This window comes from Mycoplasma phocimorsus (assembly GCF_030077875.1).
GTDB classification, from domain to species: Bacteria; Bacillota_I; Bacilli_A; order Mycoplasmatales; family Metamycoplasmataceae; genus Mycoplasma_H; species Mycoplasma_H phocimorsus.
On the sequence record NZ_JASEJT010000005.1, the window covers coordinates 1 to 25,970 of the forward strand.

Consider the following 25,970-nt stretch of genomic DNA (forward strand, 5'->3'; position numbering starts at 1 on the left):
TGACAAAATTTTTTATACAGATGAAAATAATGAAAAATACAACTTAACATTTGATGAATATGATAATGTTACATTTAAATTTAAAGTTGGCCATGTTTATAAACTAAATATTGATTTTAAACATTTGCCAAGATTTATTTTTAAAGATTCTGAAGGTAATATACTAGGTTCACAATGATTTAAAGATGATGAAAATAATATGCTTACTCCCGATATCAATTTAAAAGCAATTAACGATAAGGAAGCAGAAGGATTTTACATAGAGACAAATAAGCTAAAATATGAAGTAGATAATTCAAGCTTTTCTTCTTCAGTGCCTATTCCCGATTCAGTTGCTGATAATTATAATAATATTTATGTAATTACCAAATTTAGATTAGGTAAACAAATTTCTATAGAAACAAAAGAGTTTGAGGAAGATTATGCTAAAAGCATTTCATCTAAAATTTTCTTAAGACTAGATGGAAGATTGCAAGAAAAATATATTCCTAAAGATGTTGATTTCTCTTGATATAAAGGAGAAAGAAAAGGAATATTTAACAGAAATAGTAAGAATACTCAAAATAATGAAGCTTTTGATAAAAGAAATGAATTTGAAAAAGAAAAGGGTGTAATATTTGAAGGCTGATATGCTGATCCTCAATTCAAAAATAAAGTTGAATTTAAAGATGGCATTTCAACAAAACCTTTTAAAGGCAGTACGCTGTACCCTAAGTTTGGAATTCATAAATGAGATAAAATTAGGGATGCCCGTATAATTTTAGATTTAACTTTAAAAACGTTATCAACTGCAGTAGAAACGCTTCCAGTTTTTTTAAATAAAAATGGTACTGGTGAAAACGCAAAACACTATTTAAATATTGCTCAATATTCTATAGAAATTGTAAAATGAATTTCTAATTTAATTCTAGGTGGCAAAATGACATCAAATGATTTTTGAGATGGTTATGAATTTGTTAATAAGTTAATTTTTGAATTATTTCATGAAAAAGTTGCCGATTTTGATCTTATCGCTAAGCTTAAGTTGAATAGAAATTTACAAACAATTGAATATTTAAAAGATGATTTTTTTCAATCAATTTTATGATTGACCAAGGATTTAGCTAGAAATGCATTTTCTATTTATCAAAAATATTCAAATAATGTAAATAAAGGTTCAGCATTTTTAGATGCCGAGGCTCTCGAAAATGAATGAGATCCAGAAAGAATTTTGGGTTATGATAAAGAAAGAGACATTGAAAGAAGAACAAAACATTTAACTAATATTCTTTATAATACTTCATTAGGAAAAACTTTTACAAATGAATTATATAGAAATAGTAATAATAATACTAGATGTCATTGTTCTAATTGTTCATCTTGTGGTTGCTCAACATTAACAAATGGAGATTGTAGTTGTTGCAAAAGTAAATTAACCCAAGAAATAATTGAAAAAAAAGATAAAAATAATAATAAATTTCAGGCTAAATTTATTGAAAGAATCAATAATGTATCTAAAGCTTTTGCGGGTGAAAATGGAATTTTTGATATTATTGTTCAGATCGCCAACCTTGTAGTTGGATCAATTTCTGGAAAAGTAGATACTACAGTTTTAACCGCAAGAATAGTAACAATTACTACGCAATTGGCGAGAGCTATTAAGAATATTGTTTCGAATAAATATTGATATTATGATAATAGGCCGTATAAAGATGAAGACATTAAATAAATATCAAAATTTTACATCTATAAATTCAAACAGATGTTTTTTATATTTAATTTGTAAAATTGAACAATTTTTAAATTTATATATTTTTTTTATAATTAAAATGTCAACAACACAATTTTTAAGAATTTTGTTATAGGCGTTTTTATTTTGTTTTATAATGATAAAGTTCTTTATACATTTACTATGTCATATTATTTTAATTAGTATTGATAATACTAATTAATTAAATTAACACTTAATATTTATTTAACCACATATATATTTCATTATTTATATATCAGGCTTTATTTATACATTATTTCTAAATAACATCATTAATATTATATTTATATCTTTATTAATTATTTTGCTTGTTATGAATATAATTACATTTACAATTTCTCATGCGTATTAATTAAATAATGTGACAAAGATCAGTAAGAGTTAATTTTAATTACTGAGTTATATAAAGAATAAAAAACAAATACCTATCGAAAAACGGGTATTTGTTTTTTATTCTTATTTATTTTGTTTCAAAATGGTAAAATATAACAATATATTTATTAAAAATAAATATTTAATATATTAAGTGAATAATTTATATTTTAGCTAATTGATTTTGGGAGAATTATGAATAAGAATAAAATACTTTTAGTGTTTTCAAGTTTAAGTATAATTACACTTCCTTTAAGTGTTATTTCTTGTTCTCAAAACATAGAAGAATATATTCTTAATAATATAGAGTTAAATAATGAACAAGTTGTTATTTACGAGACATTAGCAGATTTTAGTACTAACTCACATTTAAAAATTACTAATTCTAAATTTTTTAAAGAAAATGATATTAGTTTAACACTTGGTAAAACTAATATTGATTACAAAAAGGAAACTGCTGAAATAAAAATTATTTATAGAACCAAAAATGATAATACGAGAAGAGAAATTACTTTATTTAAATCATTTTATGATTTTAAACAGATTGACGTTAAAGATTTAAGAAGAATTTTTCAAATAGCAGCCAAACATACTCAGATTGAGTGATTTGGTAATGGCAAATATTTACTAAGTAATAAATATGCTAATATTTCTGACATTCAGTTTTCCCCTTCCGATCCTAAAATGCCAAAAGTTGAAGATTTTAGTTATAAATTACAATTAATTAATTCTTCAAAAGTAACTGGAGATGATGAAGACATTACTTTTGAAGGAAGATTTTCTGGTGGCAAGATTATTAATAAAACAGAAATTAGAGTGTTATTTAAATATCCTGAAGATGATGATTTGCTTGTAAAATCTATTGATGGAGTATTCACAAAACCAAAGGTTGATCCAACTAAAGAAAATCACATTTTTATAGGATGAAGTACAACCGAAAATGCAACTAAACCTGATTTATTTTTAGACGATAATAAGCAAATATTTGAAGATCAAAGTATTATTTATCCTATTTTTCAATCTTATGCTATTTTACTTTTAGAAGTTCCTAATTTAAAAACAAATACTTTTGATATATTTAAATTAGTTTTAAATAAACAAGGTATTGTTTCAAAAGAAACAATTATCACTTTTATTAATGCTAATATTCCTGAACCAAAAGATAAGTGAAGTTATAATGCTGATAGCCTTAAATATATTGATCCAAAGAATGAGATAATGAGTTTTTCATATGACTCTGAAAGCCTTACAACTAATAAATTCGAAATAGGAAAAGTATATAAAATTATTCCTAATTTTAAACATGCGCCTTTAATTAAATTTATAGATGAAGAAACAAAGAAAGTTATATCAGCCCAATTTGCAAATGAAAAAATTTTAGAACAATCTAAAATATACTTAACACCTAAAGCGGAAATAGATTTTGATTCTTTTTTCAAAATAGGGAAAAATTTAAATGAATTAGTTTATGAGCAAACTCAAGAACAATACCAGGAAGATCAGTCAATTGAACTCAATGAAGATAACATTATTATTAATGTTATAGTTAAGTTTAACAATGCGCCAATAATTAAAATTGATGCAACAAATTTAAATAATAAATTAGCCAATGATTTTGTTTATTTAACTGATGATTGAAAAATTAAAGAAAATTCATTACCTAAAATAGATTATAGTTGATATAAAGGCGAAGATAAAAGGATATATAAACCGTATGATAACGTTCCAAATAATAAATTATTTGATAAGCGAACTGAAGCTGAAAATGCCATTGGCTATTTTTTTGATGGTTGATATCTTGATGCTAATTTTAAAATTCCACTTAAATTTAAAAATGGTGTATCAATAGAAAATGTTAAAAATAAAATGCTGTACCCTAAATTTAAATTAGATACTTGAGATAAAATTAAAGATATTAGAGAGATTATCAAATCTACTATTGATATATTATCAGAGGCCACAAGTGTCGCTCAGATCTTTGTTGAAACTGATAAAAAATGAATTACTAAAATTGTTTATAATTCGGTGAATGTTTTACAAGCATTACTTTATTTATCACTAGGAGGGCGTTTACCCTTAAATTCAAGAAAATTAGGGATTGAAACTATTTTTAAAAATATTAATGACATACTTTCTTTAAGTATTGATAAAACAAATCTTAATTTAGCTTTTCTTAAAAAATTAAATATAAATAATGGTAGTTTTAAAGCGGATAATAATCTTGATAAAGAGGCACTAAAATCATTTTTAGCAATTTTTAAAGATATATTATGATATGGTTTTGATTCCGCTATTAAGTTACATGCCGATAAAGTTAATGAAACATTTATAATTAATGAAATTAAAGAAGAAAAAATAACATTTTTTTCATTTTTAACATGAATAAGAAAAACTATTATTAGTAATACAAATAATATAGTAAATATTCTTTTATTAGTATTTGGGAAAGATGATGAAAATGGATCAAATGGACAGGAGCCTCAAGTTTCTACAAATTCTGGAACACACGCTTCTTATAGACATGAAAAAAAACTATTAGAAAAAATATTTTCTTCAAGTGGAATATTTATTTCGACTCTTGATTTAATTATTCAAATAACACAAGCTGTTACAGATTCTAGAATTACTAAAGCTGAAGTTATTACAACTGTTGCTAATATTACTGAAAAAATAGTTAAATCATCTGCTAACCTATATAAAACAATAAAAGAAATTCACGATGATAAAACTAAAGAAAAAAAAGAAGAAGAAAAAGAAAAAAAGAAATAAAAAATTAAAGATAAAAAAAGCAAAATTAATAGAATAAAAAACAGAATTATAATTTGCAATTCAATAAATTGAAAAAAACTAAATTATTTTTTATTTAATTTAAACAAAAAATAATCAAAACATGTTATTTTGGTTTTATCAAAACCTTATAAATACACTCTTAACAACAAATATTATTATGCATTTTTAATTTTTAACTTTAGTTACAATAAACTAATTTCTTAATAATATTTAAAATTAATTAACAAAACAAACAAAAAATAGATGCTTTTGGTCGCATCTATTTTTTGTTTATTTAGAAGAAATTCTATCTGAAATAACCTTGGCAGCAATTGCTCCATCTGAAGCGGCCGTAACAATTTGCCTAATTTTTTTATCTCTAATATCACCAACGGCAAATATATTAGGTATTTTAGTTTCCATTGAATCATCAGTAATAATAAAACCAGATTTTGTTTTAATCATCATATCATCAGAAATAAAGTCAGCTTTAGGAATAAATCCAATATATATAAATAAAGCATTAGCATCTAATTCAACAATTTTATTTGTGGTACTATCTAAATAACTTATCTTTTCAAGTTTTCCATTACCTGAAACTTCTTGAATTGTAGCATTATAAATAATTTCTACATTACTTCTTGATTTTAATTCTTCTATTAATTTTTTCTCAGCTTTAAGTTCAGAATCAATTGTAACAACATATAGTTTTGAAGCTACGTTAGAAATGAAAGTACCTTCTTCAACGGCAGAATTACCACCACCCATAACAACAATAGGTTGATTTCTAAAAATAGGACCATCGCAAATTCCACAATATGAAATACCTTTATTAAAGTATTCATCAAAATTTTTAATAGTTGAAGGTTTTCTATTTTGCATTCCTGAACCAATAATAATTGACTTACCTTTAATAATACTTCCATCAGCTAACATGACTTCTTTATCAAACTCGCCATTTGAACGAATATTTACAACTTCTCCACTCATATAGTTTGCTCCATAAGCAAGAGCATGTTTATAAAAATCAGTAGCCAATTCAAAACCAGTTGTTAATTTTGTACCAATTCAGTTTTCAACCTTATCAGTTGAAAGAAGTTTTCCGCCAGGAGCGCTTTTTTCGATGATAAGAACATTTAAATCTTGTCTTGAAGCATATAGTGCCGCATTTAATGAGGCAGGCCCCGCTCCAATAATAATTACATCATATATATTAGACATTAGCATTTTCCTTTCTGATGAAGTTAAATCTTAATTTAGATTTATCTCATACTCTAATATATCTATCGCTTATAAACTCAAAGTAAACAAACATTAAAATACCAAATACCATAAATAATGTAGAAATTACTCCATATAGTTCATAAGATTCTTGTCTTAATGGTTCCATAATCATACGAACTGATCCATATCAAAAGAAATATAAACCAGCAGTAGAACCAGGTTTTAAAAGTCTCATTCCGTTGCAAATTCAAACAAGAATAATTCAACCAGCTAATGAAAGCAATGCTTCATATAAAAATAGCGGTTGACGGTAAAGACCAGCAAAACCAAGCGCATCTGAGTAAGAATCTGAAATAAACATATTTCTAGCAAATGATTCTATTCATGTGTTTATAGTAGAACCATCTCAAATAACAGAACCATAAACTTCGTGGTTAGCATAGTTTCCAAATCTACCTATTACTTGACCAATTAATATATTGGGAATAATTAATGACATCCCAACCCTTATATCAATCTCATATCTTTTTTTTCTAGCATAAATAAGGTCGGCAATTACAGCAAGAATAATTCCTCCATGAATTGAAAGCCCGCCTTCTCAAATTTTAATTCAAGATCAATTTTGTCAAATTGAATAATCACCATATATAGTCCGCTCAATTACGAATAGTGCTCTAGCACCAATAATTGATGTCGGAAGCGTAATAACTATAAGAGTTAATAAAGTTTCAAACTTATATCCTTCTCTTTTTCAAAATATTGCAATTGTTAAAATTGAGCACAACATTCCCAACAAAATTGTCATTGAGTAAGTTGCAATTGTAAAATTACCAATTGAAAATAAGACTGAAAGCCCACTACTTCCATACTCAAATTTTCCTAATCCAATAGTATTATGCATCTTCACCTGCCCTTCTATTTAATTCAGATAATATATCAACACCATTTTTTCTAGCTAAAAAGGTATTAACGGCTGTTTCTATTAAGGCTGAAACATTAGCCCCTCTTCTAATTGGGATTTGCATTTTTGGAATTCAACCATCTAAGACTTCATACTTTAAATTACTAATTCCAAGCCTATCAAGAGAGTAGTCAAATTTTGTATCTACTAATTCTACTATAAGCTCAATATCTGTAGATTCCTTAAATACTTTATTACCATAAGTAAGTTTAATATCAATTAAACCAATCCCTCTAACTTCTAAAAATCCTTTAGTAATTTCTGGAGAACTACCAATGAAGCGTTTACCAACTTGTTTAATAATTATAGAATCATCAGATACAAAAGTGCTACCCTTAATAACCAGATCTAACAAAGCTTCTGATTTTCCAAATCCACTAGGACCAAGAATTCCTACTCCAACATTATTAACAACACATAAACATCCATGAATAATTACTCTTTTTGCAAAATGTTCCGATAAATATACACCTATATTTGAAACAATTGTTGACTGACTTCAATAACTTTGCAAAGCAACAGATATTTTATATTCATTAGCAACTTGTAATACGGCTTGAAGAATTTCACCTTCTTTAAAACCGCTTGAAAGAATAATAATTGGCGATTTAGGCGAAAGAATTCTTTTTAAAAGAATAATAGTTTCATCTTTACCCAGTTTTTTGAAATATGCATATTCTGAAGTTCCTCAGGCAATAATATTTCTTCGAATAAAAGTTGGATCGGAAAATCCTGCGATTTCTAGCCCTCCTCTTTTAATTGAGGGAGAGTATATATTTTTGGAAGTATCAGCAAATTCTTCATTAAGAACATGTAGTCGATACTGATCAATTATATGCTTTACTCTAATTGGATTTATTTGATTATTCATAATATATTAATATTATACTAAAAATTGCCCCAATAATTTTAGGTAATTTTATTATTAAGTATCATTTCTAAATATTGACCAGTAAAGCTATTTTCATTTTTAGTTACTTGTTCCGGAGTACCACTAGCAACAATTTTTCCGCCATGCACTCCTCCTCCCGGACCTAAATCTATAATGTAATCACATGATTTAAGAACATCAAGATTATGTTCAATTACAATTACACTATCACCATTATCAACAATTCTATTTAAAACATTAATTAAATTATTAACATCATATGGATGAAGACCAGTAGTAGGTTCATCAAGAACATAAATAGTTTTTCCAGTTGAATTTTTAAGTAAATATGTTGCTAGTTTAACCCTTTGTGCTTCTCCACCTGAAAGCGTTGTTGAAGATTGGCCCAGTTTAATATATCCCAACCCAACATCTTTTAGCGTCTGTAATTTATTTTTAATATTAGTTTGCGAAACAAAAAGATCATATGCCTTATCAATACTCATGTTTAAAACATCAGAAATTGTTTTTCCATGATACTTGGCTTCAAGTGTTTCTAAATTATATCTTCTTCCTTCACACTCATCACATTGAACATAAACATCAGGTAAAAAGTGCATTTCAATAAGAATGCTGCCCTCACCATCACATTTTTCACATCTTCCTCCTGGAACATTGAAACTAAATTGTGATTTAGTAAAACCTTTTACTTTAGCTTGTGGCGTATTAGCAAATAATTCTCTAATATCATCAAACACTCCACAATAAGTTGCCGGGTTACTACGAGGAGTACGTCCAATTGGACTTTGATCAATATCAATAATTTTATCAATATTTTCTAATCCTTCTATTGAAGAATATCCATCAATTTCTTCATGTTTTAAATTAAGTTTTTTCTTAATTCCGTTTACAAGAATTTGATTTATTAATGTTGATTTTCCTGACCCACTAACTCCAGCAACACCAACAAATTTTCCTAATGGGATTTTAACATCAATATTTTTAAGATTATTTTTTGAAGCTTTTATAATTTTTAAAACTTTTCCATTACCTGATCTTCTAAAAGATGGAATTGATATTTCTAATTCTCCACTTAAGTATTTTCCGGTAATAGATTCTTGATTTTTCATAATATCTTCAAGTGTTCCGGCAGCAACAACTTTACCACCTTCTTCTCCGGCATATGGGCCAATATCAACAATATAATCTGCCTGTCTAATAGTATCTTCATCATGTTCAACAACAATTAAAGTATTACCAATATCAACCATTTTCTTTAATGAATTTAATAGTTTTTGATTATCTTTTTGGTGTAAACCAATTGATGGTTCATCTAAAACATACAAAACTCCACTTAAACCAGATCCAATTTGTGTTGCCAACCTAATTCTTTGTGCTTCTCCACCTGAAAGAGTTAATGATTTTCTATTCAAAGTTAAATATCCTAATCCAACATCATTAAGAAAGAAAAGACGATTATTAATTTCGCTAATTACTAGATTGACAACATGCATTTCTTTTTCATTTAATTGAATTTTTTTAATAAATTCAATTAATTGTTCAATACTTAATTTAGTAATATCATCAATATTTTTATCATTTATTTTTACACTTAAAGCATATTGATTAAGTCTTTTTCCCTTACATGTATTGCAAGCACTATCGCTCATAAAGCGAGAATACATTTTTCTTTTTAGTGTTGAATTTGTTTCGAAATAAAGCCTTTCTACCTTTGTAAGAATTCCCTCAATAGGCCCATGCTTAACAAATGAATTGCCTGATGAACTTTTTAAAGTATAAGAAATATCTTCTTCTGAACCATATTTAATAATATCAATCTCAGCATTAGTCATATTATTAATTGGCTGATCAATTGATATACTATTATTATCAAGCAACGCTTTAAATGTTTGTCATTCTAAAGAAGCTGGATTAATAGTTTTAAAATATTGAATAGCTCCCTGTCTAATTGTTGCAAATTTATTAGGAACAAGAAGTTCTCAAGAAGCTCTTAGTTGCAATCCTAACCCTTTACATGATTTACACATTCCATATGGAGAGTTAAAAGAAAAAAGTCGCGGTTCAATTAAAGGAACTTGAAAATCTTTATAAATGCAAGCATGTTTCTTAGAATAAATTTTTTCAACTTGATCAATTTCAACTTTTAAATTATCTTTTCCATGTTCAAGTGCAACACGAATGCCTTCAGAAATACGATCAAGATTTTCCAACGAAATAATTGTTCTATCAATAACTAAATCAATATCATGTTTTTTATTTTTTTCAAGATTAATTTCATCATTCAGCATATAAATTTCGCCATCAATTTTTACTCTTAAAAAACCTTCTTTTTTAAAAGAATCAAGTAATAATTGGTGCGTCCCTTTTTGTTGAGAAATTAGTGGTGAATAAATAATTAATTTTTTAGAATCATTATCTTTATAAATATCATCAATAATATCTTTATTTGTTTGTTGAACAATTGGTATATTATGATTTGGACAAAACGGAATACCAATTCTAGCAAATAAAAGCCGAAGAAAGTCATAAATTTCTGTTGTAGTCGCTACTGTTGAACGCGGATTATTATGTGTTGTTTTTTGTTCGATTGCTATTGAAGGCGAAAGACCATCAATAGCTTCAACATCAGGTTTACTACTTCCGCCTAAAAATGTACGCGCATAGTTGCTAAGAGAGTCGATATATCTTCTTCTTCCTTCCTCATAAATTGTATTAAAAGCTAAAGAAGATTTTCCACTTCCAGATAAACCACTAAACACAACCAATTTATTTTTAGGAATTTCTAAAGATATATTTTTTAAATTATTTTCGTTAGCACCTTTAATGATTATTTTATTATTTTTCATAAGTATTAATTATATGTTATTTTAAAATTAACATAGTTTATTCATGTTTAATATTAAGCAATTTTTTATTTAAATTAAGTTATAACTATTAATATTTATTATTTTTTGTAATAAAAATAAAAAAGATCAAGAAATTATATTCTTGATCAACAGCATTATATTTTTATTTTATAGTTTTTAATGGCTCTTTTTTCCTTTTAATAGAAATAAATGCTTTTAATATTATGCCATTAAGCACTGAAAGGAATGGAGTAATTACAATCATAGCTGCAATAATAAATATTCTTAAAGCACTATTATTCGTTTCAATAAATAATGGTTTTTTAAAATTAATGAAATCATAAATAACTACATGCGGATCTGTTAAGTAAAATACGCATAAAGTAAACACAAAGTAAGCTCATAATCCAACAACACCCACTAAAATTTCTTTATAACTCATAATTAAGTATTTTCTAAAAATAAATAAAGCTACTAAAGCTTGAATATAAAAAATTAAATGAACAAAAAGAGTATTTATAACTTTGAGCGGATTTTCTCAAGTATCTCTAGCACTTTCATTTCAACTAATTAAACTCCAATAAAATAGCACTGTAATTGTCATGTAAGTTACTGAAATAAAGAAAAATCTTTTACGATGAACACTTTCGGGTTTAATTATAAAAATAAGACCTGAAAGTGCTAATAATAAATTTGTTACTGTTGTAAAGTAAACAAAATAGTATCCATTTTTAAATAATTCTGGCGTATATACAATATTGCTTGATGGTAAAGTTTTTCTTTCGGCAGACGTTTCTCAAAAATAACCAAATACACTACTTACAGAAATCAAATAAATAATTTGTATTAAAAATAATCAGAAAAAAATTATTTTTATAATTTTTAGATTGTCTTGTTTCATATTTTCATTATATTACTTTTGAATTCATTTATGTATAATTAATCGTCTTAAATATATTCTTAAAAAAATTAATTTCATATATAATAAAAAAGAATATGTTAATGAATTTAATGTATTCCTTGGCAAGTATGCCCATAGACCAAAAGGAGAGAAATGTCAAAATATGAAATCATGCTAATGCTAGATCCAAAAGAAAATATTGAATTTGTATCTAAATTAGTAGAAGAAGTATTTACAGGCAAAGCTGATAAAATTGAAAAATTACCTTTCAGTGAATTAGCTTATCCTGTAAATAAATCAACAGTTGCAACATATATTTTAATTAATATTAGTGCAACTGGAGACGAAATTAAAGAATTCCGTCGTAGAGCAAACATTTCTAAAACTGTATGAAGAGAGCTTATAATCAATTTAGATAAAGAAAGAGGTTTTGCACCAAAACCTAAATCTAAATATAAATTATGAGCTGAAGCTAAAGAAGAACAAAAAAGAAATGCATTTGAAGCATTACAAGCACAAAGACGTGCTGAAAGAGCTGAAAGAATGCAACAATATAAAGATAGAGCTGAAAAAGCTAAAAGAGAAGAACAAACAAAATAGTTTTTCAAGAAAGGCATCCAAAATGTATATGAATAAAGTTTTATTAATTGGTCGTATCGCATCAGATATTGATTATAAACAAATTAGTGATAGAAAAAGTATAGCTAGAGCTAGAATTGCTGTAGAAAGACAAATGGAAAATAATAGATCTGATTATATTCCTTTAACTTTTTGAGATTCATCGGCTGATTATGTACACAAATTTGTTCCTAAAGGGACATTAGTACATATTGAAGGTAGATATACTACAGGTAGCTATATTGATAAGGTTACAAATAAAACAATTTATACTACAGATGTTACAGTAGACCGTATTGAAATTTTAGAAACTAAAGAAACAGTTGAAAAGAGAAAAAATAATTTAAAAGATCACTCTGTTCAATCTAATGCTGTTGATTTTAGTAATTCAAATATTGTTTTTGGAGAAGATCTGATTGAATTAGATACATCAGATTTACCTGAATAGAAAGATAAATATGCCAGTAGTTAAAAAAAATAACAAGAAAAAAGTTGTTCGTCGTAATAGATTTTCACCAATCAAAGCTTCACAAACATATATTGATTATAAAGATATAGAATTATTAAAAAAATTCGTTAACAGTCACGGAAAAATTATGCCTGCTAAATTAACAGGAATTCCAGTTAAAAAACAAAGAATGGTTGCAACAGCAATTAAAAGAGCAAGATTTATGGCTTTAATTCCATTTACACAAGAACGCGTAAAAAAATAATTTTAAATAGGCATATGCCTATTTTTTTATACCTTCTTTATAAAGTTATTTAATTAATTTAATATAATTAAAAATATGAAAAGAAAAGCAAATTGGCTTATAGCTTCAAATATCTTATTAATCATTATGTATGTTGGAATAGTGATTATTTTTTTAGTAGAAATTACTCCAATGGACACTAAACAAAGAATATTAATGTTTTCAATTATGATTGCAATATTTACTCTTTGATTTATGTGTAATATTGTTCTTTTTGCCTTTTATCTTTTAAAGATTAAAAAAATAAAAAAGAATGAGATTGATAAGCAAGAAGGAATTAATAATTTAGTTTCTTCCATTTTAAATAAAAATAAAATTGGTGTAATTATATTTAATTATCTTGATGATATTATTTGAGAAAATAAATATATTTTTCATATTCTTGGTCATTCTGTAATTGGTTTAAAATATTTTGATGCTTTTAAAATGTTTAAAGATAGTGATCTTGTTGAGTATTGAACTGAGTTGGGTGAAGTTACATATTTAGTAAAAATGATGAGAGAAGAAAAAGCAATTTTATTTTTTGAAAGAAGTAAAGAATTGGCAATGACAAAGAATATTGAAGATAAAAAAATTGCTTTTGGAGAAATTGAAATTGATAATATTAAGTATTTAAATGAAACTCTTAATGAAGAACAAATTATTGAAATTAATACTTTTATTTCTAACTATTTAAATGAGCAAGCTGAGTTACATAAATTTTTAATTCAAAAATATGCAAATGGTAAATTTAGCCTTATTTTATATAAAGATATGTTAGATAAAATGATTAAAAACAATTTTGACATATTTTCAAATATTTCTAATATTAATCAAAATAATACTTTAAAAAATATTACCATTACTTTTTCAGTGGGTATTGCTTGAGGATATGATAATCTGAATAAGTTACAAGAAAATGCTATAACTTCGTTATCACTTTCAAAAAATAGGGGTGGTAATCAGATTACTCTTTCTTCCAGAAATGAAAAAAGCAGGTATTTTGGTGATCAAAATAGGATTGATTATATAGAATCAAAAAGTAAAATTCAGCTTTTTGCAAATAGATTTAAAAACATTATTGATTCAAAAGAAGTAGAAGAAGTTTTTATTTATGGTCATAATAATGCCGATTTAGATTCTATTGGTAGTGCAATTGGATTGCATTATATTATCAAAACTTTTACAAATAAAAAAGCATTTATTGTTTTAGATACTACTGATAAAACAGGCGAGAAAGTTCTTAAAAATATTAAAAATTCAAATCCTGTTATTTTTGAAGAAATTATTAGTTCTAAAAAGGCCAAAAAAGCTTTTAGCAATAATTCAATTGTATTTTTAGTAGATGTTCATGATCCTGATCGTACTGATTCAAATGCTTTTTTAAAGAAAACACTTAGAAAGAATATATTTGCTATTGATCATCATAGAGCAAGTAATAAAATTACTATTTTTGATGAATTAAACTTATTTATTGATACATATGCATCAAGTACATCAGAAATTATTGTTGATATTTTTAATGCACTTTCAAAAACAGAAACTATGCCAGTAGTAGTTGCACAAGCATTATTAGATGGTATTTATACTGATACTAATAGATTTACAAAAAATGTTTCTTCAAATACATTTAGTGCTTGCTCATTACTTCAACGAAATGGTGCTAACACAACATATTCAGAAAATTTAATTAAACATTCAGAAGAAGTAGAAAATGATTTAAAACAATTACTTGATAATACTTCAGAAGTAAGAAAAGGATATTTTCTTTCTTATGTTGATAAGGTGGTTTCTTCAGATACTATTTCAATTGCCGCTAATAGGCTGCTACAAGTTTCAGGAAGAAAAGCATCGTTTGTTATTGCTAAACTTGTAGATGGAAGTTGCAAGCTTTCAATTAGAAGTGCGGGAGAAAATATTCAAATAATTGCCGAATCTCTTGGCGGTGGCGGCCAATATGATAGTGCTGCCGTAGTTTCGAAAGAACCTATGAACATATTTGTAGATAATGTAATTCAAGCTATCGCTAGTTACAAAGAAAAATAAGGAGAAAAAATTATGAAAGTAATATTATTAAAAGACTGTAAAGATGGAAAAGTTAATGAAGTTATTGATGTAAAGCCTGGTTATGCTACTAACTATTTAATCAAAAATAAATTAGCGATTCCTTTTAATAAAAAAACATCAACTTTTTTAGATACTAAACTTGAACATCTTCAACAAGAAGAGTTCATAAAAAGACAAGAAGCTTTAGAAACTAAACATAAATTAGAAGAAATGGAAACTTTAGTATATAAATTAGAAACTAATATTGATGGCAATAAAAATTTGAATGTACATGGTTCAATTTCTTCAAAACACATTTTAAGCGATTTACAAAATCGTGGTTTTGAGTTACATAAAACTCAAATTATTACTAAAAATATTAAAAATTTAGGACTTTATGATATTAAAATTGCAATATATAAAGATATTTATGCAATTATTAAGGTAGAAGTGAAATCAAATGCAAAGTAGTGACAATAATAATAAGGGCGATTTAATTAAAAATAGTAATAGCGAAACAAAGTTATGATCTAAAGGATCAGAAGAAAGTTTATTAGGAATTCTTCTTACTTCTTCTGAAGTTTTAACAAGGACTATAGGTTATTTATCGCCTGAAGATTTTTTTCTTTTTGAAAATAGAGAACTATATAAAATTTTAATTGAAAATCACAACTCATTATTAGATGCGAGTTTTTTTAGTGACACCAATTCTTTTTCAATTGACTTGAATTTAGTTTATGATAAAGCTCGTGCTAAAAATATAGAAAAAATTAATCCTGAATTTATTTCTAGATTGCTTGCTAATGCCGGATTTACTTCGCAAGCAGATTCGTTAGTAATTCAAATTTCTAAATATTCACAACTGCGTAAAATTCAAGTTGGACTTAATGAAGCACAATCAAAGCTTGATAATTATGATGGCGTTATGGATAAAAGCGATCTTGCAAATTTTCTTGAAAATGTTATTTATGATACCAATGATAATGCGAATAAAGAGTTTGATAATTTAAAAGATGCGTCTCAAGACTATTTTGAAAAATTTCAAGATCGACTAAAAAATAATATTCAAATTACTGGTGTACCAACTGGTTTTAGAGAGTTAGATAGAACTATTAATGGTCTTAATCAGGGTGCTTTAATTATTTTGGCCGCTCGTCCTGGAGTAGGTAAAACAACTTTTGCTTTAAATGTTATTTTAAATGTTTTACAAAAGAAAAGTTTCAGAGAGAGTGATTCATCTGATGAATTAATTGATATTATTAAATTTGATCCCGATAAGATTGATGAAAATAACATTAATGCTCCGGGCAAGAGAATTGTTCTATTTTCATTAGAAATGCCAACACAACAAATTGTTGAAAAACTTTATTCAAGAAAAGCAATGATTCCTTTAATGAAGCTTAAAAATCCAGGAATCATGAATGAAGCAGAAAAAATGAATATTCTTAAAAAAATTTCAGATGTTAATGAACATGAATTTAAGAATTATCAACTTTTTATTGATGATGGAACTTCAAGCAAAATTTCAACATTAGCATGAAAAATTAGAACTTTGAATCGACGTCAAAAAATAGATTTAGTTGTTGTTGATTATTTACAATTACTTTCAGATGAAGGAAATGGTAATAGACAAAATGAAATTAGTGTGATTTCAAGATCACTTAAACGTTTAGCAATAGAACTAAATATTCCAATTATAGCGCTTTCACAACTTTCAAGAAAGGTTGAAGAGCGTGCCGATAAACGCCCTATTATTTCTGATCTTCGTGAATCAGGCTCTATTGAGCAGGATGCGGATATTGTTATGTTTTTATATCAACAAGATAATAAAAATAAAGATGAAACAATAGAAAATGCGGATGGATACAAATTATATCCAGTTGAACTATTAATTAAAAAACACCGGGCTGGTGAACAGAAAGATTTATTGTTTTATTTTAATAAATCAACCGGTGATTTTGTAAGTGGTGAAGATTATACAGAATTTAAATCCTCAAAAGCAGGTGATTTTTAATGGAAACAAACTCCCAGATACCTTTAAGTATTAAAATAACTTTATATTCAATAGTTTTACTTTTCGTAATAATTTCAGCAATTTTTAGTGGTGCTGAAATGGCTTATAGCACGATAAATCCGGGCGAACTAGAAGAAAAAATTTCTAAGAAAAGTAAAATAGCAGCTTTAATTAAAAGACAAAGAAGCAAGTTTAATATGTTATTAACGACAATTTTAATTGGCAATAACATAGTGAATATTGCTTCTGCCTCTTTATTATCTTTTCTTCTTTCAAAAGATTTAAGTGGCAATGATTATTTAATTACTATTATTTCAACTTTAATTCTAACCCCAATAATTATCATTTTTGGTGAAATAACGCCCAAAATGTTAGCGAAGAAAAGCGCTTTTAATTATTTAGCTTTTTTTGTTTACTTTATACTTATTTTTTATTATTTATTTTGACCAGTTAGTTGACTCATTTCAAAAATGTCTAAAGAAAAATTGACTACCAATTCAGAAGTAGAACTTAAACATATGATAAATATTGCTTCTGAAGAAGGAGTTTTAGAAAAACATGAAGAAATGATTACTAAAAATGCTCTTGATTTAGATAATAAAAAAGTAGCACAACACTATATTAAACTTAGTGAAATTGATTATTTAAACTATACAGACACAGTAGCAGAAGCAAAAAAGCTTTTTAAGGAAACTTATTATTCTAGAATTCCTTTAATGAAAGATAATCAACTTATCTCATTTGTACATATTAAGGATATTTTTGATTTAGATGACGATTTGAAAATATTTGATGTAGCAAAATTTGCTCCAATAATTAGTGCTAATAGTACACTTTCAAGTGCTTTAGACAAATTAAGATTATCAAGAGCACAAATGGGTTTTGTTGTAAAGAATAATTCTAGCTCAAAAACAATCGGAATTATCACTATAGAAGATATTATAGAAGAACTTGTTGGTGAGATTTATGATGAATTTGATGAAGAAGAAGATATTATTGAAATGTCAGTTCATAAGTTTAGGGTTAAAGGAAAAACAAGTATTAAAGAACTTGAAAAAGCTCTTGAAATAGATATTAAGATTAAAAATAAAGATATTCAGTTTAAAGACTGATTATTTAAAAATATTACTGGAAATATTACTAGAAGCACAAGATATAATTATAAGGATGCATTTTCAGTAAAAACGATTTCTATTAATAGAAAAACAAAAGAATTTGTTTTTGAAATTACATTAATATAAAACTGCAATTATTGCAGTTTTATATTATCTTTTTAATAAAAAAATTGAATAAATAAAACATATTAATTTTTATTAAGTTATTATATTAATTAAAATTAAGGAAATCGGATGAAAAAACTTTCAAAATTGGCATTATTAAGTGGTGCAATTAGTATGATGACTATAAGCACATTTTCATGTCAAAAAAAAAATATAAAAAAGCCGGAAGAATTAAAAATAGTCGAGCATTTTAAAAAAAATAAATTACAAAAAAATAATTATGAAATTTTTAAAAAGACTGATTTAGAGAAACCGATTTTTTTAGAAAAACCTCAAAAAATTGTTAAAAGCACAAATTCATCTAAAACAAATGAAAATAGCAATTTATTTGATAGTGGCTCTCAATTAATAACATCATTTTTAAATAAAAATATATCTAAAAAGACAAAAAGTAAATTTTCAAAAAATACTAATAACAATTTTAAAAATATTGCTGTTCGCTTAGGATCTATAGGCGCACTTATTGGAAGTGCAATCGGCTTAATAGTATATTTTGAAAATTACAATCCTAATACAAAGCACAGAATAAAATCATCATTTTGAACCGCTTTATATAAGCAGTTCAAAAAACAATTTAATATTACTTCAGATTCAGATGCTGAGTTTAAAGAATTATTAGTTCAAATATTTACACATAATCAAAATACGAATTATTCAATTTTTAATTTTGGTTTTGATACATTAATTCAAATTTTAAAAGATTTATATAATAAAAAACCAAATGTTTTTGATCAAGATCAATTTCAAAAGTATATAGATGGATATGTTCCATATGATGAAGTGAAATCTGAAAGATCACAATCTAATAATTCAGATAATCCGTATAATATTTTAACCTTGATTTTTGAAATTTTTAGAAAAGATAATAGTGGAAAATTTACTGAATCATTTTTAAATTACGCTTTAAAATTAAAAAATTTGAAATTATCAGAAGTTATACCAAACGCAGGTAGTATAAATGAAATTTTTAAAGAAGATTATTGAACAGTACATGATAATGAAGTTTTAGCTACAAAGAAAAAAGAAGCAGAATCTTCTTGATTGGGCCTTTTTAAAAATATTGGCTCTGATATATTTGGTACAATAGCAGGAACATCAACGTATCTTTTTGATTTTGATAACTTTATTAAACATATTGTTGACAATTTTATAAAAAATGACAATGTTTATATTAAAAAATATATAAATATTTGAAAAGATGCATCTGATTCAATTAGATTGGGATTAATTGCTTTAAAAGAAAATGGTGTGGCTGAAAATGAATTAAAATCTAAAATCGAATGAATTTCCCAATTATCTATAACTACATTAGATGTATTAACAGGCAAAAAAATAAGTGATTGATTAAAAATCTTTAATCAAACTAGCGATGTTTTAAAAAACATCATTAAGGGACACATTTCGCCATTTATTCGTTTAGGAAAAACTTCAAATAGTGTAGCAAAAAAATAGCTTAAAATTAAATTAAAAATTCATTTATGAGTTTTTATTAGCATTTATATTTTTAAAAAAGTTTAAAATTAAACATGTTAATGTTTTAAATGAAACAAATTTACAATTATTTTAAAGTATAATTTCAAAGAAAATGAGAAAAAATGAATAAAGATAATAATAAAAATACTTCAAAGAGAAAAAAATTAGAAACAAATAATACTGTTTTAAATGAAACTTTAAAAAAAGTATTACCTACTTCTTCTAATCCAAAAGTCAATAAAAAAAGAAATTTGCAAACTAAAATTCAAGATATTGCCAGTTTAGAAAAAACTAAACAAGAAAATATTGAAATTAACAAGAAAAGCACAAAAGAAAAATCTCAAAAAAACGATAATTTTTCATTTGTAAAAACAGAAAAGGTTCGAGATAAAGATTTAGCCTATAACATATTTGAATATGTTGTAAATCCTTCACAAAAAACAACAAAAATTCAAAGTAGTTATGTGCCATTAGCTATAATTCTTAAATTTGTTTATGTTCTTGGAATTATTGTTCCTTACTTTTTATCGTTATCTGTTCTTTTATTTGGAACAATTTTTAAAGATGAACAAGGAAATCCATCATTGTGAGTTAAAGCAATGTCACTAGCAATAAGCACAATTATCTTTTTTATTGCAATGCTTGATTATATTATGATTTATATATATAAAGTAAGATCTTCAAAAAGGAAAGTTTTATCAGCATTTCTTTTCCCATTTAGCTTCAAAGGGTTTTTATTATTTTTAATTATTTTTTCAACTATTGCTACTCCTATTTCAATTTTTGGAATTGGTGCACAAAGCAATTTAGAGTGATTAAGACACATTAAATATCTTTCATACTTAAGAGTAATTAGAGTTATTTTATTATTATCATTTTTTACGCCCTTTAAAGTTCTTTATACAGTTATTGATAAAGAAAAGAAAACATTATTTTATATTTTCTTATTTATTATTTTTGTAATTATTTCTTTTTCAATTATTTTTTATGATGTCGAGCCTTTAAAATTTAATTACACAACAAGTGATGTTATGGTAGTAGAAAAGGAAATTGATGGAGAATTAGTTAAAAAAGTTGTTGAGGCTTCTACAGGCATAGAAGCTACACCGGCCGATTTTCCTTTTTGAAACGCAATTTATTTTACAACTGTAACAATGACATCAATTGGATATGGTGATATTACTTTAGTTAGTGTAGCCGGAAGAATTTCAGTTATTATTTTATCATTAATGGGTATAGCAATTTTTGCTATACCAAGTGGCATTATTGCTGGAGGATTTGTTTCTGAATTAAAGCAGCTTATTGATGCAAGAAAAGAAATAAAAGACCAAAATAAAGAACAATAAAATATTTATGATATGCGCTAAGTATTTAAACTATTTTATTTACTAAATTATAAAAAGTGCAAATAATTTAGGAATTAAATGTTATTAATTTATTTTTTTGTTTATTTTAAAAATAAATGGACTAAAATAAAAATTTTATAATTAATAAAAACAATTTAAAAATAACATGAAGTTGTATAAAAATCATAATATATTAATTTATGATTAAAAAAACTGAAAGTATATTTTAATTAGTTTTAATACCTTTAAAGATATTGAAATAAATAAAGACAATATAATTAGAAAAAAATTTAACAAGTTTAAATTAAAACTTTAAGTGTTATTAAAGAAAGGAATAATAAATTCAAAAAAGAATTTCAAGTATATATTTATAAAGTTAAATAGTATTGCAATGCTAAAAAAGTTTAAAATAAAATATCAAGCTAATAAAGTTAAATATAAAAAAGCAACAAACAAAAATTTGCTTCACTTAAAGATAAAATTAATTAATAATTTGATTTTATTAAATAGCTTAAATGTCTTTTTATTACTTTCTTATAAAAAAGTCATTAATTGTTGCCTTATTATTGTTAAAAGCTTTGAAATAGCTTGATTTAATGTTAGTTTATTATTTTGACAATAATTTTCTAAATTTTTTTCAACATCAATTTCATCAATTGAAAGCGCAAAATTAATTTTATCAACAATTTCGGGATATTCATTGCTCAATAAAATTATGACATTATAAAATAGTTCTTTTTCAGATACAATTCCAGCCTTCAGAATTTGCATTAATGAAAGAATATATCCATCTCTATCTTCTTCAAGTCTTTTAGACATAATACCAGGAGTATCTAATAAATGAAAATTATCAATGCTTACTCAGTGAATTTTTCTAGTTACACCAGGATAATTTTCTACTTTTAATTTCCTTTTTCCTAAAAGTAAATTAATTAGTGTTGATTTACCAACATTTGGCATCCCAATAACAAATAATTTTGGATTATATTTTATTAATCCTTTTGCTTTCATTCTTTTTTCTTTTTCAAGAGTTATTCTTTTAATAATTTTAATAATATTTTTCTTTTCATTATGATTCTTTAAGTTTGTGAATAGTAAATTTTGATTATTAAACTTACTTAAAACTTCTTTATCTTTATTGACATCACGCAAATCTTTTTTAGAAAGAACATACACTATTTCTTTATTATTAAAAAGCTCTAATAACTCTTCATTAAAAGTAATCAAAGGAGCGCGTGCATCTAAGACATAAACAATTACATCACACAGTGAAGCAATCTCTTTTATTTCCCTCGTAGTTTTTTGCATATGACCAGGAAATCAGTTAATTTTTGTAGCCATTATTTTCCTTTCTTCCCTTTAATTCATATAAAGCGATAGCATTACTAATAGCAACATTTAAACTTTCAAAATTTATTGGGATATAAACTCGTTCATCAAGTAATTCTTGAATAGGAAAAGAAATTCCTTTCGATTCGTTTCCAAAAATTAAGACATAATTATTTTTAGGCTTAAAATTCACGATTGACTTAGCATTTTTATCAAGAAGCGTTCCAATAATTTGATGAGTATTTTTTAAATATTTAATATCATTTATTAGGTTTTTTGACTGAATAATATTAATATTAAAAATAGCCCCCTTAGTAGATCGAAGAACTTTATCATTATAAATATTTACACCATTTACAAGTAAATTTTTAACTCCAAAAGAAACACAATTTCGAATAATAGTCCCCAAATTACCAGGATCCTGAACATGATCAAGAGCAACAACATCTCCCTTAATTGGTCTTTCTTCTAAATAATCTACAACAGCAAATACTTCTTGAGGAGTAACCGAATTTAAAATCTTACAAAGTAATTCATAATCTAAATATTTATCAGCTTTTATCTTAAGATTACTTGAATAAATTGTAATCTTTTTGCCTACTCTAATTGCTTCATCAATAGCATCTTGACCCTCTATAATAAATTTTTTTTTAAGGTCGCGATACTTTTTGTTTTGTAAATTTTTTAAAAACTTAAACTCATTTTTATTTATTTTCTTTTCCATAATTTAATAAAAAATCTTTTGATTTTTGCACTTCATATCTTGATAAATCTTTAAATTTTAATTGTCTTGCAATTTCATATCCTATTACACAAACAGAGTTTGCCAAATTAATTGAACGATTTTTTTCATACATTGGAATTCTCAAACATTTATCAATATTTTGTTTAAGTATATTTTTATCAATGCCAGTCGATTCTCTACCAAACATAACAAAAATATCACCATTTTCTTTAATATTTTTTTCAAAGTCAATTTCCGAATATGTTTTTAAACCATATCTAGTAATATAGTAAATATTTTTATCTTTATATTTATTTTGAAAATCTTCATAAGAGGCATGTATTTCATGTTCAATATCACTTATTAAATGACCGGCTCCAGCCCGCTTAATACTTGAGTGTACTAATTCAAAAGCAATTGGCTTTATAATGTGTAATTTTGCTTTTAAAGCATAACAAGTTCTAATAATATTTCCTGTATTAGGAGCAATTTCTGGCTGGTATAAGACTATATTTATCATTAAATAATTTTACTATATATAAATTTAATAATTTATAATTTTTATATGACAACATTTATTATTTTAAGTGATAATCATGGCGATTTACAAGTAATAAGTGACATTTTGTCTAGTGAAAAATATGATATTGCAATTCATTTAGGAGATTATTTGTGTGAATCTTCTTTTATGAAAAAACATTTTGATTTTTATGTTGCTGGAAATAATGATTTTGATTTTAATGCTAAAGAATCTTATGAATTAGAAATTGAAGGGTTAAGAATTAGTTTACAGCATGGGCATTTAATTGGTAGTTATGAACAATTAGAAGATGTCAATTTTATGATTAATTATGCTAATAAATATAAAATTGACATTTTAATGTTTGGGCATACCCATACGCCATTACTATTCACAAATAAAAGTGTAACACTTATTAATCCAGGCTCAACATCTTTGCCTCGTTTTGGAAGTAAATCCGGATATGTATTATTAACTTTAAATGAAAAAATGATTGTTAATCTAGAGAGAAAAACTTTAGTAAGGAGATAATTAATGAGAAAAAGTAATAAAAATAAGAAAAATAAATATTTATTTGCAATTGATTTAGATGGTACTTTGCTTGCAAATAGTTCAAGAAATGAAATTCATCCTAAAACAAAAGAAGCAATTTTAAGAGCTAAAGAAGAGGGGCACATTGTTTGTTTAATTACAGGTAGACCTTGAAGAAGTACAAAACCCATTTATGAAGAATTAGGATTAAATACTATTGTAGCCAATTATAATGGGGCACACATTCATAATCCTACTGATGATGTATTTATTCCTTACATTCAATATCTACATTTAAATGAAATGTTATATATTTTAGGTGATGAAAAAGTTAAAAATGAAGTTTCTAATATTGCAATTGAAGGACCTGGTTGAGTTCAACTACAACACCGTGATGAAGCTTTAGAATCTGTTTTTGGTTTTAAAGATGCTGATAAATTTGTTGTTGGAATTGATACAAATAGACTTCCGCTTAAACCTACAGGTATTGTTTTTGATGTTAAACAATCAACAAATGTTGAAGAATTACGTACATATTTAAAAACAAAATATGGAGATCTAGCTGAATTCTCATATTGATCAAAAGGCGAAGGTTTAACTCCAGTTTTTGATATTACTAATGTTACAGTAAATAAAGGTAGGGTTATTTCATTATTAATTAGATATTATGATATTGAAATTAAAAATGTTGTTGCAATTGGTGATGGATTTAATGATGTTCCTATGTTTGAAGTTGCGGGTGTTTCAGTAGCAATGAAAAATTCTTCAAAAGTTATTAGATCAAAAGCAACAGTTAAATTAAATAAAACAAACCAAGAAGGTGGAGTTGGATATTTTATTGATAAATTCTTAAATAATCCAGAAGAAGAAGTAAATAAATCTCAAGAAGTACTAAGAAAAAGATTTGAAAAAGATTTAGAAGCAGGATATTAGTGAATTTTATTAACTACGATAGCAAAATTGATTTAAGCAATAAACAAGTTATAGGAGTTGATGAAGTGGGGGTCGGAGATTATTTCGGTCCTCTTGTTTCATGCTCTGTTTTAATTAAAAAAGAGAACAAACAAAAAGTTATTGATTTAGGAATAAAAGATTCTAAAAAGATGACTGATAAAAAAATAATGGAAATAGTCCCTAAACTATTTCCATTAGTAGAAAGTTGTGTATATCGTTTAACACCAAAAGGTTATAATTCAATTAATAAGTATAACAATGCAAATGAGATTAAAGCATTTACGCATATTAAAGTGATAAATGATTTAGAAAAAAAATTACAAGCTTTTAATATTAATATTGATGCTGTTTTTATTGATCAGTATTCTACCTATAATACAATCATTAATTATTTTCAAAAACACTTGAAACCAAATAATTTTGGTGGCCTAACAGCAATTAATTATGATATTTATTTAGCGCATAAAGCAGAATCACTTTCAGTTGAAGTAGCTGCCGCAAGTATGATTGCTAGATATAATTTTTTAATTTATATGAAGCAATTAGAGGAAGAATTAGGAATAAAAATTCCGCTTGGATCAGGCAATAATGTTAAGCAATTTGCCAAACAATTTTTTAGTTCTAAAGAAAAACAAAAACAAAAAAATAGCTTAGTTAAGCTATCATTTAAAATGGAATAGAGGAGATTT

General features: G+C 25.4%; 22 protein-coding genes. 14 read left to right on the top strand and 8 right to left on the bottom strand.

The annotated features are described in order from the left end of the window. The coding region (locus tag QMA87_RS00320; RefSeq protein WP_283833635.1) for a hypothetical protein at nt 1-1,708 on the top strand (1,708 nt) is incomplete at its 5' end. A gap of 609 nt (nt 1,709-2,317) precedes the next feature. Then, the gene (locus tag QMA87_RS00325) at nt 2,318-4,891 is read left to right on the top strand and encodes an InlB B-repeat-containing protein (RefSeq protein WP_283833636.1); all 2,574 of its coding nucleotides are present in this window, start codon (nt 2,318-2,320) and stop codon (nt 4,889-4,891) included. Between the two features lie 291 nt (nt 4,892-5,182). Here the strand turns inward: QMA87_RS00325 and QMA87_RS00330 are convergent, their stop codons facing one another. The 5 genes from QMA87_RS00330 to QMA87_RS00350 form a co-directional block, all read right to left on the bottom strand. Further along, a complete protein-coding gene (locus QMA87_RS00330) occupies nt 5,183-6,112 on the bottom strand; it encodes an NAD(P)/FAD-dependent oxidoreductase (protein ID WP_283830290.1) in 930 nt (309 codons plus the stop codon). Next, nucleotides 6,105-7,016, bottom strand: a complete 912-nt coding sequence (gene lgt, locus QMA87_RS00335; RefSeq protein ID WP_283830291.1) for a prolipoprotein diacylglyceryl transferase — start codon at nt 7,014-7,016, stop codon at nt 6,105-6,107. Before lgt ends, QMA87_RS00330 begins: the two co-directional genes overlap by 8 nt. After that, nucleotides 7,009-7,947 carry an HPr(Ser) kinase/phosphatase gene (hprK, locus tag QMA87_RS00340; protein WP_283833637.1) on the bottom strand — a complete coding sequence of 313 codons (939 nt, stop codon included), beginning with the start codon at nt 7,945-7,947 and terminating at the stop codon, nt 7,009-7,011. The genes lgt and hprK overlap by 8 nt, the downstream gene beginning before the upstream one ends. A gap of 38 nt (nt 7,948-7,985) precedes the next feature. Beyond that, entirely contained in the window at nt 7,986-10,814 is a 2,829-nt protein-coding gene (gene uvrA, locus QMA87_RS00345) for an excinuclease ABC subunit UvrA (protein ID WP_283833638.1), read from the bottom strand. 163 nt (nt 10,815-10,977) lie between these two features. After that, entirely contained in the window at nt 10,978-11,715 is a 738-nt protein-coding gene (locus QMA87_RS00350) for an MAGa3780 family membrane protein (protein WP_283823437.1), read from the bottom strand. A 153-nt stretch (nt 11,716-11,868) separates the two neighbouring features. On the opposite strand from QMA87_RS00350, the gene rpsF reads away from it, so the two are divergent. The 9 genes from rpsF to QMA87_RS00395 all read left to right on the top strand — a co-directional run bounded on the left by rpsF (nt 11,869) and on the right by QMA87_RS00395 (nt 21,223). Further along, nucleotides 11,869-12,315 carry a 30S ribosomal protein S6 gene (rpsF, locus tag QMA87_RS00355; RefSeq protein WP_283823438.1) on the top strand — a complete coding sequence of 149 codons (447 nt, stop codon included), beginning with the start codon at nt 11,869-11,871 and terminating at the stop codon, nt 12,313-12,315. A 28-nt stretch (nt 12,316-12,343) separates the two neighbouring features. Continuing rightward, nucleotides 12,344-12,781: a single-stranded DNA-binding protein gene (locus QMA87_RS00360; protein ID WP_283823439.1), complete on the top strand. Its 438-nt coding sequence runs from the start codon at nt 12,344-12,346 to the stop codon at nt 12,779-12,781. Between the two features lie 10 nt (nt 12,782-12,791). Continuing rightward, a complete protein-coding gene (gene rpsR, locus QMA87_RS00365; protein WP_283827160.1) occupies nt 12,792-13,046 on the top strand; it encodes a 30S ribosomal protein S18 in 255 nt (84 codons plus the stop codon). Between the two features lie 75 nt (nt 13,047-13,121). Next, the gene (locus QMA87_RS00370) at nt 13,122-15,110 is read left to right on the top strand and encodes a GGDEF domain-containing protein (protein WP_283827161.1); all 1,989 of its coding nucleotides are present in this window, start codon (nt 13,122-13,124) and stop codon (nt 15,108-15,110) included. Nucleotides 15,111-15,122: 12 nt separating this feature from the next. Further along, nucleotides 15,123-15,581 (top strand): 50S ribosomal protein L9, encoded by a 459-nt coding sequence (rplI, locus tag QMA87_RS00375; protein WP_283823442.1) that lies wholly within the window; start codon nt 15,123-15,125, stop codon nt 15,579-15,581. Then, on the top strand, nt 15,571-17,124 hold the full coding sequence (locus tag QMA87_RS00380; RefSeq protein WP_283830228.1) for a replicative DNA helicase: 1,554 nt from the start codon (nt 15,571-15,573) through the stop codon (nt 17,122-17,124). The genes rplI and QMA87_RS00380 overlap by 11 nt, the downstream gene beginning before the upstream one ends. Further along, nucleotides 17,124-18,365 carry a CNNM domain-containing protein gene (locus QMA87_RS00385; protein ID WP_283833639.1) on the top strand — a complete coding sequence of 414 codons (1,242 nt, stop codon included), beginning with the start codon at nt 17,124-17,126 and terminating at the stop codon, nt 18,363-18,365. The genes QMA87_RS00380 and QMA87_RS00385 overlap by 1 nt, the downstream gene beginning before the upstream one ends. A gap of 108 nt (nt 18,366-18,473) precedes the next feature. Continuing rightward, complete coding sequence (locus QMA87_RS00390) at nt 18,474-19,856, top strand: hypothetical protein (RefSeq protein WP_283833640.1); 1,383 nt, start codon at nt 18,474-18,476, stop codon at nt 19,854-19,856. Between the two features lie 143 nt (nt 19,857-19,999). Then, a complete protein-coding gene (locus QMA87_RS00395) occupies nt 20,000-21,223 on the top strand; it encodes an ion transporter (protein WP_283833641.1) in 1,224 nt (407 codons plus the stop codon). Between the two features lie 534 nt (nt 21,224-21,757). Here the strand turns inward: QMA87_RS00395 and ylqF are convergent. The 3 genes from ylqF to QMA87_RS00410 are packed head-to-tail and all read right to left on the bottom strand — an operon-like array spanning nt 21,758 to nt 23,796. Further along, entirely contained in the window at nt 21,758-22,564 is an 807-nt protein-coding gene (ylqF, locus tag QMA87_RS00400) for a ribosome biogenesis GTPase YlqF (protein WP_283833642.1), read from the bottom strand. Continuing rightward, nucleotides 22,548-23,276, bottom strand: coding sequence for a TrmH family RNA methyltransferase (locus QMA87_RS00405; protein WP_283833643.1), 729 nt, complete (start codon nt 23,274-23,276; stop codon nt 22,548-22,550). The genes ylqF and QMA87_RS00405 overlap by 17 nt, the downstream gene beginning before the upstream one ends. After that, nucleotides 23,257-23,796, bottom strand: coding sequence for a tRNA (cytidine(34)-2'-O)-methyltransferase (locus QMA87_RS00410; RefSeq protein WP_283833644.1), 540 nt, complete (start codon nt 23,794-23,796; stop codon nt 23,257-23,259). Before QMA87_RS00410 ends, QMA87_RS00405 begins: the two co-directional genes overlap by 20 nt. Before the next feature lie 45 nt (nt 23,797-23,841). Between QMA87_RS00410 and QMA87_RS00415 the strand changes: the two genes are divergently transcribed. From QMA87_RS00415 to rnhC, 3 genes are read left to right on the top strand one after another with little or no spacing between them, the layout of a single operon-like run. Further along, a complete protein-coding gene (locus QMA87_RS00415; protein WP_283823450.1) occupies nt 23,842-24,327 on the top strand; it encodes a metallophosphoesterase family protein in 486 nt (161 codons plus the stop codon). 3 nt (nt 24,328-24,330) lie between these two features. Next, a complete protein-coding gene (locus QMA87_RS00420) occupies nt 24,331-25,260 on the top strand; it encodes a Cof-type HAD-IIB family hydrolase (RefSeq protein WP_283830223.1) in 930 nt (309 codons plus the stop codon). Continuing rightward, nucleotides 25,260-25,961, top strand: a complete 702-nt coding sequence (gene rnhC / locus QMA87_RS00425; RefSeq protein ID WP_283833645.1) for a ribonuclease HIII — start codon at nt 25,260-25,262, stop codon at nt 25,959-25,961. Before QMA87_RS00420 ends, rnhC begins: the two co-directional genes overlap by 1 nt. The last annotated feature ends 9 nt before the right edge of the window (nt 25,962-25,970 follow it).